The organism is Methyloversatilis thermotolerans, from assembly GCF_000372885.1.
In the GTDB taxonomy this organism is placed as follows: Bacteria; Pseudomonadota; Gammaproteobacteria; order Burkholderiales; family Rhodocyclaceae; genus Methyloversatilis; species Methyloversatilis thermotolerans.
On record NZ_KB889967.1, the window covers coordinates 3,585,298 to 3,600,438 of the forward strand.

Here is a 15,141-nt window from a genome sequence, read left to right on the forward strand (position 1 = left end):
CCGCCTGCTCGCCTACCTCATGAGAACCTCTCCGGCGGCCGCTTTCGCATCGATCTGCCTGGTCGCCCTCGGCCTCGCCTGGACCGCCCTGTGGAATGGCTATCCCATGGTGTTTTCCGGCGATACCGGCGCCTATATCGAAGGCGGCATCATTTCGGTGGACAGGCACTGGCTCAGCGTGGCCTGGTCGCGCCCGCCCTTCTACAACCTCTTCCTCTACCTGACCCAGTGGCGCTGGTCCTTGTGGCCGACCGTGTTCGCGCAGGGCCTGCTGCTGTCGCATCTGCTCTGGCTGGTGCACAAGACCGTGCACGGAGAGGTTGTCGCCGCCCGCTTCCTGGCCACCGGCCTCGCGCTGATCTGCCTGTCCACTGCACCGTGGTTCGTCGGCCTGCTGCTGCCCGATTTCTTCACCGCGGTCGTGGTGCTCGCGCTGTTCGTCATCGGCTATGGCCGGCCGGCGCTCGGCCGCGCCGAGTACGCCTATGTCTGGCTGCTTGCGGTGGCGGCCATCATGACCCATTACTCGCATGTTTCGCTGGCTGCCGGCCTGCTCGTCGTAGTGATCGGACTGCGTGTGCTGTACGAAGGCCTGCGCGGCCTGTTGCGCCGCGAACATCTGTTCCACGCGGCGGCGCTGGCCAGCGCAGTGTTCGCGCTGTTCGCGGTGCAGAAGGTGTTCCAGGGCGAGAAAGGCTTCGCGCCCTACAAGGACGTGTTCATCCTCGCGCGGCTGATCGGCGATGGCACGGCGCTCGACACGCTGCGCACCCGCTGTCCGGAAGCGGGCTTCAGGCTGTGCGGGCAGATCGACCGCATCGAAGTGCGTCCGGACGATCCCTACACCATGTCGGACCGATTCCTGTGGGCGGCGGACAGTCCGCTCTATTCCGTCGGCGTGAAGGCGGTGCGCGATGAGGCACCCGCCATCATCCGCGCCACGCTGCAGGATCACGCGGCGCGGCAGTTCGGACTGTCCCTGCGCAACTGGGGGACGCAGTTGCTGGCGCAGGACACCGGCAGCTGGCTGGAACCTTTCGGCACACAGGACGGCGATGGCACGACCCGTGTCATCCGAACCTATTATCCATCCGAACTGGACGCATTCCTGGGCGCGCGCCAGAACACCGGCGAGCTGCATCTGGACCTGTTCGCGCCGCTGCATGTCGCCGTGACCGCGCTCGCGCTGCTGATCGGGGCCGGGCTCGCACTGCGGCATCGCAAGGAGCGGTACGGCACGCTGTCACCGCTGTTCCTGTTCCTGCTCGCCGCGCTGCTCGGCAATTCGCTCACCTCCGGCATCCTGTCGCGCCCGGACGACCGCTACATGAGCCGCCTGACCTGGGTGCTGGTGCTCTATGTGGCGCTGGCGCTCAACCGGAGAGTGGGCCGGCTGCGCTGATCCTGGCAGGGGGCGACCGGGCGCTCGCGCGTACGGCCGCGACCTTCAGTGACGCAGGGCGGCGTATATCCGCGGCAGGTTGTCGAAGAACAGCTGCTTCATGCCGAAATGGGTGGCCACGCACTCGGATCCGGTGTAGTTGAAGGAATACGTCTCCGGCAGCGGCGCATGGCTGACGGTGGCGTGGATCAGGTGGTTCCAGGCGCGCTGTTCGAAGGTATAGGCGGTGTCCACATCGTCGGCATGGTCCTGGATCCAGCGCTCCAGCAGATCGAGATCCAGACCGCGCTTGTCGAAGCAGATGAGCCCGGAATTGAAGTAGCAGCGCGGTTCGCGCTTCTTTTCGAAACCGGCGAGCAGATGGTCGGCCACGAACAGCGGACGGTAATCCTCGAAACAGTAAAGCGAACCGCTGTCCTCATCCCGCTCCATCCAGTCGATGATTTCATCCGGTCTGCGGAAGAACAGGACGTCGGTATCCAGCGCGAGAATCCTGCACGCGTCGGACAGCAGGTTGAAATCCAGTATCTTCAGCGAGAACACGCTCATCCGGCGGCCCCAGGGCGTCCTGCCCAGCGATCCGTCGCGATAGGCGGCGACATGCGGATGGCGCGCGAGGCAGGGCTTGATGGCCTCGTCGGCAGACCGGCGCCGGATGATGCGTACGCCGGGAAGATGCGCCTCGAGTGTCGCAATATCGCGCGCGCTCAGCGTTCCGTCATCATGCAGCACGACCTGGTATGCCCTGCCGGCGTAATGGAGCAGGCTTTTCACCGCCCACAGGCACATGCCGACATGCTTGCTGCCGAGCAGGCTGTGGACTTCGAAGCGGCCATCCCCGCCGGCCGGCAAAGGCCGGGTGCGGACGATCGCGCGATCCCAGAAGGCGCGGGACAGTTTCAGCCGGAGCTGAGCCAGCCCGTGTGCCACGCGCCAGGGGAGCAGGCGACGGATATCCATGCCGGTTTTCATGCGGCGGCCCTCTCGCGCATGCCCAGCCTGCAGTGTAGTCCCGGCCCGGATGCCTGCGCGTGTTCGCCAAACACGCCGGTGCAATATCGTGACCGGGCGGGCAGGCGCTACATGCCGCAGGCTCTTTTTACAGCGCGCACGCTGTTGCGCAGCGGCGCCGGCAGGCTGCAGTAAGCCAGCTTCAACCAGGTACGCGCGTCACCGGGGCTCAGCGCCAGCGCGTTCCGGAAATGCGCCGCGGCTTGTCCGTAGTCATGATGGTGATACATGAAGTATTCGCCCATCTTGCGGTTCATGCCGCCCATCCGGGCGACGAAGGCATCCGCCCGCACACGCTGCCGCGCGTCCGGATGCCGTTGCAGGAAGTGATTCATCGCGCGCAGCCGCACCTGCAGCATGCGGTAGCCCTGCTGTGACTGCTGTCGGGCGTGCGTGCGCCAATAGCCGACGATGGTCTGCAGATGGCCTACCGGATAGCGGTAGGCGATGCGCAGCCACAGTTCGTAGTCGTCCACGCCGGGCAGATCGGGTTCGAAGTGCCCGACCTCGTCCAGAACCGCCTTCGGAATCATCGAGGTCAGCGGCTGGATGTCGTTGCTGATGAAGATGTCCGCGAACACGTCCGCCACCTTCACCGTTGCATCCCGGGCGCCGAAATCCGCTTCGCACAGACCGGGGTGGTCGTCGATGGACCGGCCCTGGTCGTCGATCCGGATGTAGCGGGCGTGCAGCAGACCCAGTTCGGGATGCGCGCGCATCACGGCAACCTGCAAGGACAGCTTGTTGGCGACCCACAGATCGTCCTGGTCGTGGAAGCAGATGTACTGGCCGCGGGCGACTTCGAGCGCGCGGTTGCGCGAAGCCGCCACGCCGGAGTTCTGCGGCATCGCGAGAACGCGCACGCGCGGGTCGCCGGCGTGGCGCGCCACGATGGCCGCCGATCCGTCGGTCGAACAGTCGTCGACGACGATCAGTTCATAATTCGGATAATCCTGACCGAGCGCGCTCGCCAGCGCCGCGTCCAGAAAGGCCTCGCCATTGAACACCGGCGTGATGACCGTGACCAGCGGCCAATCCATGGCTAGTTCCGCCCCTGTGCGCACGGGTGCCCGCCAGGGTGGCCGGTCATCGGTCCAGCGCGCCGCACAGCGCTTGCGTGCGCTGCATGACGGCCTGCCAGGAAAACTCGCGATGCGCCCGCTCCCGGGCGCGTGCTGCGCATGCGGCCCCGAAGCCGGTGCTCCGGTCCAGCAACTGATGCAGGCCGGAGGTGACCGACGCAAGCGAGTTGCCGTCGCAGCGCAGACCGGTCAGGCCATCGAGCACGGCGGCGCCGGTGCCACCGGCACTGCCTGCCAGCGACGTGCGGCCGCAGGCGGCCGCTTCGATATACACCATGCCGAAGCCTTCGGTGTCGGCACCGATGTCGCGGTTGGGCATGGCGAACAGGTCGCAGGCGGCGTACCACCGGGGCAGATCGTCGCCGCTGACGCCGCCGAGCAGGTGCACACGCTCCGGCATGGCCGAGCGCGCGCGGATGTCGGCCAGATAATCGGCGTCCTCGCCCTTGCCTATCACCGCGTGATGCACGTCCAGCCCGCGTGCCACCAGTTCGGGCACCGCCTGCATCACGTAGTCGAAGCCCTTGCGGCGCGACAGCCGGCCGACCGACAGGATGAGCAGCGATTCGGGCTTGAGGCCCAGCGAGGCGCGCAGTGCCGAGCCATCGAGGTCGGGCCGGAAGCGTTCGGTATCGACGCCTGGATGGATGATGGCGACGTGGTCCGGGTGAACGCCCATGTCCAGCAGCAGCCCGCGCGTGAAGTCGCTGTTGGCGATCACCAGATCAGCGCCGCAATACGCCTCCTTCATCGCCTTCACGCGGCGTGGCTGGCGCCAGGTCGTGATTTCCTCACCGTGCGCGTAAATCACCACCGGCCGCTTGAGCAGGCGTCCGGCACGCACCGCGACCAGCCCCTCCGGCAGCACGCGTCCGGCATGGATCTGCGTGACCGGATTGCGCCAGCCCACGGTCAGCGTTTTCAGGAAGAACTCGAGGTACACCGGAAGGGATTCCGGCCGTATCCACGGGTAGCGCTTCAGTGCCAGCCGGTGCACGGTGTTCGGGCTGTGCCGGTCGTGTTCCGCCGCGCCCGGCACATCGGCGGTCAGGATGTGCGTGCCGGCGCCACCGAGGCGACGGTAGACCTCGTCGAACCAGACGGCGGTGCCGCCCTTGGTCGGCTGGAACAGTTCGGTGATGACGAGGTAGCGCGCGTCGGGTGCAGCCATCGCATCAGACCTCCAGGCGCGCATCCGGATGCGCTGCCAGCCAGTATTCGAGCATCATGAGCACCCAGATCATCACGCCGTAATATGAGGCGTGTTCGCTGCGGTGCCGTTCCAGCAGATGTCTCACGAAGGACTGCCGGACGATGCCGCGTGCGGCCAGATTTTCCAGCGCGGCGCTCGCCATGCCGCCCAGCCGCGCGTCCTGCTGCATCCACAATCCGAAGGGCAGGCCGAAGCCGTGCTTGGATTTGGCGATCGTGGCCTGCGGCAGGAAATCGTTCAGTGCCTCCTTGAAGAACCAGCGCAACCGTCCTTGGCGCACCTTGTAGTCGGCCGGCAGTTTCGCCGAAAACTCCATCAGCCTTTCGTCGAGCAGCGGGTAATGCACGTCGATGTCGGCCAGTTCGCACATGCGCGACACCTTGCGCAGATCGCTGTCGGCCAGTGTCTGCTTGAGATCCAGATGCATCATGCGGTTCACCATGGCGGATGAACGCGTGCGCGCATAGACCTCGCGTGCATACTCGAGCGGCCGGTCAGTCGCGATGCGGTGGAGCAAGGCGTCGCCCAGTATGGTCGCTGCGCCCTCGCGCTCGACATGGTTGAACACTTCCATGCGGTCGGGCAGCGGTATGCGCGCGCGCTGCACATAGTTGCGCGCCTTGCGCAGCACACCCACGGCCAGCGCATCGGGCAGGCTCCCGAACACGCCGCCCAGCAGCGCGCGCAGCGGCGACGGCAACTGGCCGAAACGCTCGAACACTTCCTGATCGGCATAGCGCGCATTGCCGCCGAATATTTCGTCTCCGCCGTCGCCCGCCAGCATGAGTGCGCGACCATCCTCGCGCGCGCGGAGCGCACAGAAATAGGTGGGCACCGCAGAAGCGTTGCCGAACGGTTCGTCATACAGCGCCGCGATGCGCGGGATGGCATCGGCGACATCGCCCGGCGTCAGGTAGTACTCGTGGGGCGTGCATCCGAAATGATGCGCGGCGGTGCGCGCGAATTCCATCTCGTCGAAGCCTTCGGCATCGAAGCCGATGGAATAGGTATCGGGGCCGCGCCCGTTTACCCGGGCCATCATGCCGGCTACGGTCGAGCTGTCGGTGCCGCCGCTCAGGAAGGCGGCGACCGGTGCGTCGGTCTGTGCCTCGCATACCGACGATTCCAGCAACTGCCTGAACTCCGACGCATAGCGCGCGTAGTCGTCCGGGCTGTCGTCGGCGTAGGGCATGGACCAGTAGAAGCCGCTGTCCAGCCGGCCTTCTCGCAGATGCACATACTGCGCTGGCAGCAGCTTGAACACGTCGCGATAGATGGTGGCCGGTGCCGGCACCATGTGACAGTAGAGGTAGTCGTACAGCGCCTGCGGATCGATGTCGGCGCGCACCGCCGGATGGGCGGTGACGGCGTCGGCCGTTGCACCGAACACCAGGCCTTCGCCGCGCGTCGCGTAGCACAGGGTTTCCGCGCCGACACGGTCGATCGCCAGCAACGCCTCTTTCCGCGCGCCATCGAGCACGGCGAGCGAGAAGCGACCATGCAGCGAGGACAGCAGCGCAGGGCCCTGTTCGCGCCAGGCGTGCAAGACCGACTGCGCGAATCCGGTCGCCGCCGCCTGTGCGGCGCGCTGCGGGTCGGACCAGCGCGGCCGGCCGGCGAGCGCCAGCAAGAGGTTGCCGTCCTTGCAGATTTCAGTCTGTCCGGGTCGCGCACGCACGGCCAGTGCTGCCTGAAACCCGAGCCGTGACTGCACCGTGCAGCCGGACAGACCGCCCAGCCGGTCGGCCATGCGCTGCACGGTCGCCGCGCGATCGGCAATCTGAACGCCGTCAATGTCCAGCCATCCGCAGATCTTGCTCATCCATCCTTCTCCGTCGGTGCGGTCCGCCAAGGCGGGCCGTCTGCATTCAGTGTTGTCCAGTCAGGCTGGCATAGAGCCGCTGGTATCCGGCCGCGACCGCGTCCATCGAAAAATGCTGTTCCACCAGCATGCGGCCGTTCTCGCCGAGCTCGCGACCGGCGGGCGACAGCGCTTCGGACACCGCCACCGCCAGTGCCTGGGCATTGTCCGGCGTATAGGTGTAGCCGGTGCGACCATGCTGTACCAGGTCGCGGGTGCCACTCACGTCGGCGGCGACACAGGGCAGTCCGCAGGCGAGTGCCTCGAGCACCACATTCGGCAGGCCCTCGCGATGGGACGGCAGCACCATGAGGTCGGATGCGCGCAGATAGCGGTCTATCGTGCCGCTGCGCGGCCGCAGCTCGAACAGATCGGGAGCCCCGGACGCCAGCGCGCGCAGGCGTCCGAGCAGTTCTCCCTGCCTGTCCTCGCGGCTCTGCGGTCCGACCGCAACCAGTCGGGCGCCGGTACCGAAGGCGCGTTGCCCCACCCATTGCCGGGCCAGCCACTCGATGTTCTTGCGCTCGTCCATCACACCCGCGTACAGCGCGATCGGCTGATCGGCGGGCAGTCCCAGTTCGTCCCGCAGCGCTCGCCTGTCGTCGGCGGCTGCCGGCCGGAACAAGCGGGTGTCGACGCCATTGGGCAGATAGTGGATGCGTTCCTTGCGCAGCCCGCAGGCGTCGAATTCACCGACCAGATCGCGGCTGATCGCGACGCAGGCATGTACCTGGTGCAGCAGCGCGCGGTGCAGCCGGCCGCTGAGATTGCGTCCGACATCGTGCAGGTCATCATTGGCCAGACTGGCCTTGACGATGGATTTCAGGCCGGCGACCCGGGCCAGCGGGCCGACGATGGCATTCGTGTAATAGGCGCCGTGGCTGTGCAGCAGGTCGAAGTCATGCCGCCTGCGCCACACGTAGGCGCACAGATTGGACCACAGGCGCAGTTCGCGATGCTTGCTGCCGCGCCCGGCATACAGTCGGGTGACCGAGAAGCCATCGACCACATCGTGCTCCGGCAGGTCGCGCCAGCGTACGGTCACGAATTCGACGTGATGACCCATCTGCCGCAGACGTCTCGCCAGCATCAGCGCCTGCTGGGCCGCACCGCTGAATTCCGGCGGGAAATAGGTCGAATACATCAGCACCCGCAATGGACGCATGGCCTGATCCCTGGGGGAGGCGAGGTCCTGCGAGGACAGGCTGGATGCGCTGGGGCTCATGCAGGCCGGACGGTGGATATCGATGACAGGCCCGTACTCTAGCCGACGGCCCCCGCTGCGGCGAGGGAAGATGCCGCAGTCCGCCTTGCTCAGTGCGCGCCGTCGCCATGGCGGGCGGTCCATGCCGACAGGTTCAACAGTGCCCAGACGCGATGGGCGGTCCAGGTTTCGCCATTCAGGAAGCGATCGCGCCACTGACGCACGGTCGCGGCATCCAGCGGCAGGCGCGCCAGTCCGTCCGCGTCCAGCCAGCGCCGGATCAGCGCGTGGTGGTCGGCGCGCAGCAGGGCGAGCAGATCGATGTTGAAGCCGCGCTTGGGCTGCGCCCAGATGGATTCGGGCACCTGGCGGGCCAGCAGATCGCGCAGCGGGCGCTTGTCGCGACCGGGCTGCCGGCACCAGTCCGCCGGCAGCGACGTCATGAGCGCTGTCACGTCCGGCGCGCTGAACGGGTGATCGACGCGCAGTCCGCTGCCCAGCCAGGCCTGACGGATGCGGTCGTCGGGCAGTGCAGCGCCTTGCAGTACCGCCAGTCGCTGCGCGTGCGTCGCACCGCGCAGGGCGCGGTAATCGCGCATGAAGCGCGTGCCCGACAGATCGGCCGGCCGTCCGGTCAGGGCTGCGATGTCCTGTGCGCTGAAACCGTTCCAGCGGATGAACAGGTCGTGTGCCTGTTCGAAATCGAACAGGCGGGCATAGCCGCCGATGCCGGGCAGCGGTCGCAGCAGGCCGGCCGCCGCGCGCCGCAGCGGCCGCGGCATCGGCGCCAGCCAGTCGTGCGCGATGCGCCGCCAGCGCGCCGGCGCGGTGCCGGGCAGCGCCTCGGCGCCCGTACCGTCGAGCACGCGGTCGCACTGCGCGGCGCAGGCTTCGAACATGAGGCGGGTGGCGCCCCCGGCCGGGTCGCAGTAAGGTTGTTCGGCCTGTGCGTGCGCACGTTCGAACACCTCGAGCAGCGCCGTCGTATCCAGCCGGATCACCTGGTGACGCAGGCCGAGATGGGCGGCGATGCGCGAGGCCACGGTGGATTCGTCGAGCGCGGGGTCGGCGAATGCGGCCGACCACGCGCTGATCGGATGGCCATCGCGGGCGGCCAGTGCACACAACAGGGATGAATCGACGCCGCCGCTGAGAAAGGCGGCGGGTGCACGTGCGCCGTCGAGGCGGCGAGCGATGGCCGCAGACAGACGCTGCGCAAGCTGTTCACAGGCGCCCTCGTAGTCGTCGGGCAGTTCCACGGCGTGTGTCGCGGCTGGCAGGTCACGGCTGCCGTGGCCATCGAACAGCGTCGCCTGACCCGGCTCGAGGGCATGCACACCCTGGTACAGGGTGTTGGGCGGCGCGATATCGAGGTGACGCAGGTATTCGTCCAGGCTGGCGGGCGACCACGGCGGATGCTGTGGCAGCCGTGACAGCAAGGTCGGCAGCGTGAGCGCGAAATTCAGCACCCCATCGCGGTCGCGATGCCAGAACAGCGACAGCGCGCCGGCCGGGTCGCGCGCCAGCACCAGTGAGGAACAGTCGGACGCGAGGCCGGCCAGAGCATAAGGTCCGTCGCAGGTCGGTGCATGACCTTCGAGCAACGGGTGGGCCGGCTCGTGCTCGAAACCCGCGCCGGCACAGTACAGTCCGTCGGCAAGCGCGCGCCAGCCGGCGGACAGCGTGAGCGAGCCGCTGCGCGGATCGAAGCAGCCGTGTGCGTCGCTCATGAGGCCCAGGCCCGCAGCAGGCTGGCCAGGCCGACCAGTCGCTGGCCGCGCGACCACAGCAGGCCCGCCAGCGCGCGCCGGTCGCGCCGGCGCAGTCCGCGCAGCCGCGCAGCGAGTGCGGCGGCTTGCGGCAGCTTGGCTACCCGCTCCAGCACCGCGATGTGCGCTTCCAGCATGGCGGCCGCATCGGCCGACAGATTGCCGCCATGGCGCCGACGCAACAAGGCCAGGCCGGGATGCCACAGCACAGCGTGGCTGGCCGCGGCGCGCAGCCACAGATCCAGATCCTCGACCCGGCGCAGCCGCGTGTCGAAGCCGCCCAGGGTCACGAACACACTGCGCCGCATGATGACGCTGCCGGTGGTGACGAAATCGGCGTCGAGCAGCGCGGCCAATGGCTGCATCACCCGCGCGGCATCGCCGAACAGCGCTTCCGAACAGCCGGACTGTTCGAACACGGTACGGACATGCGGGTAGCGTCGTCCGTCGCGATCGTCGAACTGGCGGCAGTCGCCGAACACGAAAGCCGCGTCCGGGTGGGCCGCCAGTTGCTGCAGACGCGGCAGCAGACTGTTGTCCGGCCACATGTCGTCGGCGTCGAGGAAGGCGATGTACTCGCTGTCGCAGGCCGCCACCCCCGCATTGCGCGCCGCCGACGGGCCGTTGCCCGGACCGGCGATCACCTGCGCGCCGGCGGCGCGCGCGATGGCGGCCGTGCCGTCGTGGCTGCCGTCATCCACCACGATCACCGCGTCGAAGGCGATGCCGTCCTGGGCATGCACGCTGGCCAGTGCGCTGCCTATCCAGCGGGCGGCGTCACGCGCCGGGATGACCACGCTCAGCATGGCCGGCTCAGAGCGGCTGTCCGCGCAGCATGGCCAGTGCCAGCGACAGCGCGAGGCGGCCGCGCGCACGTGGCGCCAGCGCAGCGGCGCGGGCGAGATCGGCCAGGGCGGCCGTCCGCTCGCCGTCGCGATAGCGCCATTTCGCGTAATCGGCCAGCACGCTGGCGCGGCAGGCGCGCCAGTAGCCGGCTTGTTGATGCGCCGGCAGCAGGTGCCGGTTCTTGTCCAGGCAGTCGAGCGCGCCGCGCCGCATCGCTTCGCGGTTGCGACTCACGCTGTGCGGGTTGCGCGTCACCACCACCTGGGGATCGGGCAGGCAGGCATATCGGCCGGCAGCCGCCAGCCGTATCCACAGATCGGTGTCCTCGGCTCCGCGCAGCGCGGCATCGAAGCCGCCGGTGCGCGCCAGCAGTGCGCGCCTGACCATGACCGAGGAGGCGCCGCCCGCCACTGCGGAATGGCCGCCCAGCACACGCGCCACCAGACCGTCCACGCTGTCCGGGCAGCCCCACAGTCCCAGTACCTCGCCGTCGGGCGACTGCAGTTCGCTGGCATGTGAACAGAATCCCAGTTCGCCGTGCGCATCCAGCAGTGCCACCTGCTGCGCCAGCTTGGCCGGACGCCACCAGTCATCGCTGTCCAGGAAGGCGATGTACTCGCCTTGCGCCGCCGCGATGCCGGCGTTGCGCGCGGCCGACATGCCGGCATTGGCCTGCCGGATCACGCGCAGCGCGTTGCCGCGCCGGGCGAGCAGGGCGGGCGTGTCGTCGCTGCTGCCATCGTCGACCACGATCAGTTCGAAATCGCGGAACTGCTGTGCCGCGACCGAATCGATGGCGCGGTCTATGCACCAGGCGCAGTTGTACGCCGGCATGACGACGCTGACGCGCGGCGCGGCGTTCATGACCCGGTGTCGTAGCCGAGGCGCGCCTGCATCGGCGCGATGCGATCGAGGATGCGCTCGATCAGTGCCGGGTTCTGCTGCTTCCACTTCGCCTTCGCCGGCTTGCCCTTGACGATGCTGGTCGGCCGCTGGTCCAGCGTGCGGCAGCGTTCCTCGATATCGGGAGTGAAGGCGATGTCCAGCCGCGCGAACACGTCACGGAACATGTCGACCGGGCGTTCGAACAGGTCCTCGTAGCGCAGGTGTATCCAGCGGTCCGGCGGCAGCGTTGCCGCGGCGTCGAGCGCGAGCCGGTTGGCGCTGATCCACTGGAAGGCGCACACCTCCTCGATCGGCGCCTGGTTGTAGGCCTGCCAGCCCGGCGCGAGGAAGAAGGCCCAGTCGGTGTATTCGCCGCCGTTGATGGCCACCGGTTCCGGAAAGTCTCCGAGGAACTGCGACAGGTGGAAGTCGCCGTCGGTGCGTCCGAGCCGCCAGCCGTCGATCATGGAACTGATGTTGTCGCGGCCGTCGCGCTGGATGAATACGAACTTCGCCTCCGGAAACAGGGCGTGCAGATAGCCCACGCGCATCACGTTGATGCAGGTCTTGTCGAGGATGCGGCCGCCACCCAGCCGCCGGTAGAAGAAGCGCAGCGCGGCATCGCGATGAGCCGGCCGCGCATGCTCCGCGCTGGCGGCCTCGGAATGCCAGCCATTGTTCAGCGGCCCGTACAGGTCGTTCCAGAACTGCGGGATTTCGAAGCCCAGATTCACCAGTTCGCGCGAGGCGCCCAGCGTTTCGAAAGTGACCGTGGTGCCGGAGCGCGAACAGCCGATCAGGAATACCGGCGGCGCGGCGGCCGGACGCGTCATGTCCCACCACAGGCCACGCGCGTTGCGTTTCAGCTCCACCAGGTTCTTGGCGATGATGTCCGGATCGCGCAGCTTGGACAGTTTTTCGAGAAAGCGGGCCATGGGCGGATCAGTCCGGGCGGTGGCGCGTGGTGGCGGCGGACATTTCGCCGAGCGAGGCGGCCGAGCGCACCAGGTAATAGAAACGGCGGTTGCCATCCAGCGTGAACAGCGCGCGCATGAGGTGACCGAAAAGCTTCATGAACATGAAGGGGCGCAGAGCCTGGCCGGGATTGTGGATGATTGCGCTCGAGCGCGAACGCAGGAAGCTCTTGCGCAAGGTGTAGCCGGTTTCCATGCGGCCCGGATCTATCGTGTGCAACTGGCGCATGTCCGGCAGGTAGCGCGGCAGATGGCCGGCGGCGACCGCGCGCTGCAGGAATTCGTGGTCCTCCCCGCCGAGCAGGTTGTGGCCGGTCGGACCCAGCGTGGTGTCGAACGCGCCCACCTGGTCGAACACGGTACGACGGACCACCAGATTGCCGCCGCTGGGCATGCGCGCCTCGGCCGCGAGGCGCAAGCCGGTGGCCCCCAGATCGAATTCAGGGAAGGGCCGTATCGGAATGCGGTACGGTGCCTGTGCGTGGACCCAGGCCGGTTCGCTGCCATCCCAGGCCGGCATCATGCGACCGCAGAACAGCGTGTCCTGGGGGAACTGCGCTGCGCCACGCAGGATGGCGGCGACGAAGCCCGCTTCCACCCACTGGTCGTCATCGACGAATGCGAGCAGCGGATGCGTGCTGGCGGCGATCGCGGTGTTCAGCGCGTGCGACTTGCCCGGCCGCGCTTCCTCCAGCCAGTACAGCGGCGCCGCATCCGGCGGCCGGCTTGCCGCCAGCGCGGCCAGCGCCGATGCGCTGCCGTCGGAACAGTTGTTCAGCACCACCAGCAGCGCGCAACGCTGCGCGCTGCCGTGTGCGTCGCCGGCCAGGTCGGCATCCAGCGTAGCCAGCGTCTGCAGCAGCAGGTCCTTGCGGTCGTGGGTGCAGATCACCACCAGCAGTTCGCGCGCGTCGTCGACCGGCGGGTTCTGTGCAGAGCTCATGAACGGTGCGTGCATGTCGACGCCGTGTCAGACCGGGCGGCCGGCCTTGCGCAAGGCGCCCAGCCATTCGTGTATCAGATCGCCGTCGGTGCGCATGTCCCACGGGAAGCCACTGCGCACGAAGGGATAGACGTCATTCTCGACCGCCCAGATCAGGTCATGCAGGTAGCGGATGTGGTTGTCATCGTGCTTCCACGGATGTACAGCGTAATGCACATGGCCATTCATCGAGTAGCGTCGCAGACCCTTGCTGTTGAAGGTGTGGCTCAGGCTGTTCTCCAGCGGTTCGCGCGGCTTGGCCTGCTGCAATGGCAGCGCCGCGTGGAAACGGGCGACATCCATCAGGAAGTAGCGGGTCGAGGTGAAGGTGGCGACATGCCAGCCGTCCATCGGCTCGCGACGCAGCAGTGGCCGCCCGAACAGCTTCTCCAGCCGGTTCGCGGCCCGGGGCGGCCCGCCCTGCGGCGTGCACACCACGGCATCGGCGCGCTCGCGCAGCAGCGCCAGCCCGATGTCTATCCACGAGCGCGCATCGCCGCGATGGAACAGCATGTCGGAATCGGCGTGGAAAATGTAATTGCCGCGGCAGCGATCCAGCGCATAGAGATACTGGTAGATGGGCGCGCCGGAGAAGTCCTTCAGGTCGTCCACGTCGCCGCCGGAGAAATAGCGGTCGAGTATGCGTTCCTGCTCGCCGTTCTCCCAGGGCACCACATCCACCCGGTCGATCACGCCGTCGCCAAGCAGCCGGTCCAGTATCTGTTCCATCTGCTCGCGGGTGCCCTGGCGGCGTTCGCTGTACTTGCCTTCCTGCCGGCCCGGGTCGTAGGTGAGCACGCGTTCGCAGAAGCGATAGTCGAGCTGCCTGATCATGTGGCGTATCGTCGGCTCGAGGAAGGGAACGTCCGCATTGCAGACATTCACGCTGAAACTTACCTGTGCATTCGCGCTGTCCGGTATCGGGTCCATGGCTGCGGAGGAGGCTGTAGTGACGGTTGTAAGGTCAGGGGCGGGCTTCGGTGGCGCCGCGCCGGCGTCGGCGATAGCCCACCAGGCTGCCCAGCGCATGGCTGGCATTCATGCCCTGGCGCACCGACTGCGGATGGCCGCCCAGCAGCATGATGCCCCACCTCAAGGTGTGTTCGAGCCATTGCCGGATCATGAAGGGCGGAACGCCCAGCGGCCCGCCGCCGACATCCTGCATCGCATACTGACCGAAGCGCTCGCCGGCACGATAGTGCAGACGCAGGAAATAGCGCCGATGCAGGCGCCAGGCTTCGACGAAATGGCGCGTCACCATGTCGGGCCGGTAGCGTATCGGTACGCCACGCGACACCAGGGTACGGAACATGGCGGCATCCTCGCCGCCGCCGACGTCGGCACCGATCCGGTTGTAGCGACGGTCGAAGCGCAGATCGGGGTCCTCGCGGAACAGCGACATGTCATAGGCGATGTTGGCGGTCCACAGCAGACGGCTGTCGTCAGTCAGCCACAGTGGCTGGTCGCCGTGATCCACTTCGGCCAGGAAGCCGAGCAATTCCTTGCCCAGCCAGCGCGGTCGCACATGCGGCGCAAAGTCCACGCGCACCGCGCCGCCGACGCAGCGCGCGCCTTCGCGCATCAACGCGTCGCAGGCGGCGGTCAGCAGGCCGGGCTCGGGCAGTTCGTCGTCATCGATGAACACCAGGATGTCGCGATCGAGCGATTCGGCGATCGCGCGATTGCGCGCCGGCACGATGCCCTGCTTCGTTTCGGTGACATGGCGCAGTGTCGCACCCGGCAGCGCGGCCAGCCGTTGCAGTTCGGCTTCGGTGTGATCGCCGCTGTTGTTGTTCACCGCCAGGATGTCGAAGGGCAGCGGGCAGGCCTGGGCGCGCATCGCCGCGACCAGCGCATCCAGCCGGTCGGCGCGGTTATAGGTACAGAAGGCGAAGGTGAGCGATTTCATCGG

At 67.6% G+C, this 15,141-nt stretch carries 13 protein-coding genes; 1 reads left to right on the top strand and 12 read right to left on the bottom strand.

Annotated features, from left to right (window positions below; translation table 11 throughout):
* Positions 1 to 19 precede the first annotated feature (19 nt).
* Positions 20 to 1,402 (top strand): hypothetical protein, encoded by a 1,383-nt coding sequence (locus A3Q7_RS0116350; RefSeq protein WP_018412986.1) that lies wholly within the window; start codon positions 20 to 22, stop codon positions 1,400 to 1,402.
* A gap of 45 nt (positions 1,403 to 1,447) precedes the next feature.
* Here A3Q7_RS0116350 and A3Q7_RS0116355 read toward each other — a convergent pair whose 3' ends face one another.
* The 12 genes from A3Q7_RS0116355 to A3Q7_RS0116410 all read right to left on the bottom strand — a co-directional run bounded on the left by A3Q7_RS0116355 (position 1,448) and on the right by A3Q7_RS0116410 (position 15,138).
* The gene (locus A3Q7_RS0116355) at positions 1,448 to 2,362 is read right to left on the bottom strand and encodes a hypothetical protein (RefSeq protein ID WP_026224940.1); all 915 of its coding nucleotides are present in this window, start codon (positions 2,360 to 2,362) and stop codon (positions 1,448 to 1,450) included.
* A 119-nt stretch (positions 2,363 to 2,481) separates the two neighbouring features.
* Entirely contained in the window at positions 2,482 to 3,453 is a 972-nt protein-coding gene (locus A3Q7_RS0116360) for a glycosyltransferase family 2 protein (RefSeq protein WP_018412988.1), read from the bottom strand.
* A gap of 46 nt (positions 3,454 to 3,499) precedes the next feature.
* On the bottom strand, positions 3,500 to 4,690 hold the full coding sequence (locus A3Q7_RS0116365) for a glycosyltransferase family 4 protein (protein WP_051079141.1): 1,191 nt from the start codon (positions 4,688 to 4,690) through the stop codon (positions 3,500 to 3,502).
* Positions 4,671 to 6,530 carry an asparagine synthetase B family protein gene (locus tag A3Q7_RS0116370; RefSeq protein ID WP_018412990.1) on the bottom strand — a complete coding sequence of 620 codons (1,860 nt, stop codon included), beginning with the start codon at positions 6,528 to 6,530 and terminating at the stop codon, positions 4,671 to 4,673. Before A3Q7_RS0116370 ends, A3Q7_RS0116365 begins: the two co-directional genes overlap by 20 nt.
* Before the next feature lie 46 nt (positions 6,531 to 6,576).
* A complete protein-coding gene (locus tag A3Q7_RS0116375; protein ID WP_051079142.1) occupies positions 6,577 to 7,794 on the bottom strand; it encodes a glycosyltransferase family 4 protein in 1,218 nt (405 codons plus the stop codon).
* 89 nt (positions 7,795 to 7,883) lie between these two features.
* A complete protein-coding gene (locus A3Q7_RS0116380) occupies positions 7,884 to 9,503 on the bottom strand; it encodes an asparagine synthetase B family protein (RefSeq protein ID WP_018412992.1) in 1,620 nt (539 codons plus the stop codon).
* Positions 9,500 to 10,348, bottom strand: a complete 849-nt coding sequence (locus A3Q7_RS0116385; protein WP_018412993.1) for a glycosyltransferase family 2 protein — start codon at positions 10,346 to 10,348, stop codon at positions 9,500 to 9,502. Before A3Q7_RS0116385 ends, A3Q7_RS0116380 begins: the two co-directional genes overlap by 4 nt.
* Positions 10,349 to 10,355: 7 nt before the next feature.
* Positions 10,356 to 11,252, bottom strand: coding sequence for a glycosyltransferase family 2 protein (locus A3Q7_RS0116390; RefSeq protein ID WP_018412994.1), 897 nt, complete (start codon positions 11,250 to 11,252; stop codon positions 10,356 to 10,358).
* Positions 11,249 to 12,208: a sulfotransferase family protein gene (locus tag A3Q7_RS0116395; RefSeq protein WP_018412995.1), complete on the bottom strand. Its 960-nt coding sequence runs from the start codon at positions 12,206 to 12,208 to the stop codon at positions 11,249 to 11,251. Before A3Q7_RS0116395 ends, A3Q7_RS0116390 begins: the two co-directional genes overlap by 4 nt.
* A 7-nt stretch (positions 12,209 to 12,215) precedes the next feature.
* Positions 12,216 to 13,190 (bottom strand): glycosyltransferase family 2 protein, encoded by a 975-nt coding sequence (locus A3Q7_RS0116400; RefSeq protein WP_018412996.1) that lies wholly within the window; start codon positions 13,188 to 13,190, stop codon positions 12,216 to 12,218.
* A 27-nt stretch (positions 13,191 to 13,217) separates the two neighbouring features.
* On the bottom strand, positions 13,218 to 14,159 hold the full coding sequence (locus A3Q7_RS0116405; protein ID WP_018412997.1) for a hypothetical protein: 942 nt from the start codon (positions 14,157 to 14,159) through the stop codon (positions 13,218 to 13,220).
* A gap of 34 nt (positions 14,160 to 14,193) precedes the next feature.
* The gene (locus A3Q7_RS0116410; RefSeq protein WP_018412998.1) at positions 14,194 to 15,138 is read right to left on the bottom strand and encodes a glycosyltransferase; all 945 of its coding nucleotides are present in this window, start codon (positions 15,136 to 15,138) and stop codon (positions 14,194 to 14,196) included.
* Positions 15,139 to 15,141 lie beyond the last annotated feature (3 nt).

Coding starts and splice junctions, on each gene's coding strand:
- A3Q7_RS0116375 (WP_051079142.1), bottom strand. CDS start 7,794: ATGAGCCCCAGCGCATCCAGCCTGTCCTCGCAGGACCTCGCCTCCCCC.
- A3Q7_RS0116390 (WP_018412994.1), bottom strand. CDS start 11,252: ATGAACGCCGCGCCGCGCGTCAGCGTCGTCATGCCGGCGTACAACTGC.
- A3Q7_RS0116360 (WP_018412988.1), bottom strand. CDS start 3,453: ATGGATTGGCCGCTGGTCACGGTCATCACGCCGGTGTTCAATGGCGAG.
- A3Q7_RS0116385 (WP_018412993.1), bottom strand. CDS start 10,348: ATGCTGAGCGTGGTCATCCCGGCGCGTGACGCCGCCCGCTGGATAGGC.
- A3Q7_RS0116380 (WP_018412992.1), bottom strand. CDS start 9,503: ATGAGCGACGCACACGGCTGCTTCGATCCGCGCAGCGGCTCGCTCACG.
- A3Q7_RS0116400 (WP_018412996.1), bottom strand. CDS start 13,190: ATGAGCTCTGCACAGAACCCGCCGGTCGACGACGCGCGCGAACTGCTG.
- A3Q7_RS0116395 (WP_018412995.1), bottom strand. CDS start 12,208: ATGGCCCGCTTTCTCGAAAAACTGTCCAAGCTGCGCGATCCGGACATC.
- A3Q7_RS0116355 (WP_026224940.1), bottom strand. CDS start 2,362: ATGGATATCCGTCGCCTGCTCCCCTGGCGCGTGGCACACGGGCTGGCT.
- A3Q7_RS0116365 (WP_051079141.1), bottom strand. CDS start 4,690: ATGCGCGCCTGGAGGTCTGATGCGATGGCTGCACCCGACGCGCGCTAC.
- A3Q7_RS0116405 (WP_018412997.1), bottom strand. CDS start 14,159: ATGGACCCGATACCGGACAGCGCGAATGCACAGGTAAGTTTCAGCGTG.
- A3Q7_RS0116410 (WP_018412998.1), bottom strand. CDS start 15,138: ATGAAATCGCTCACCTTCGCCTTCTGTACCTATAACCGCGCCGACCGG.
- A3Q7_RS0116370 (WP_018412990.1), bottom strand. CDS start 6,530: ATGAGCAAGATCTGCGGATGGCTGGACATTGACGGCGTTCAGATTGCC.
- A3Q7_RS0116350 (WP_018412986.1), top strand. CDS start 20: ATGAGAACCTCTCCGGCGGCCGCTTTCGCATCGATCTGCCTGGTCGCC.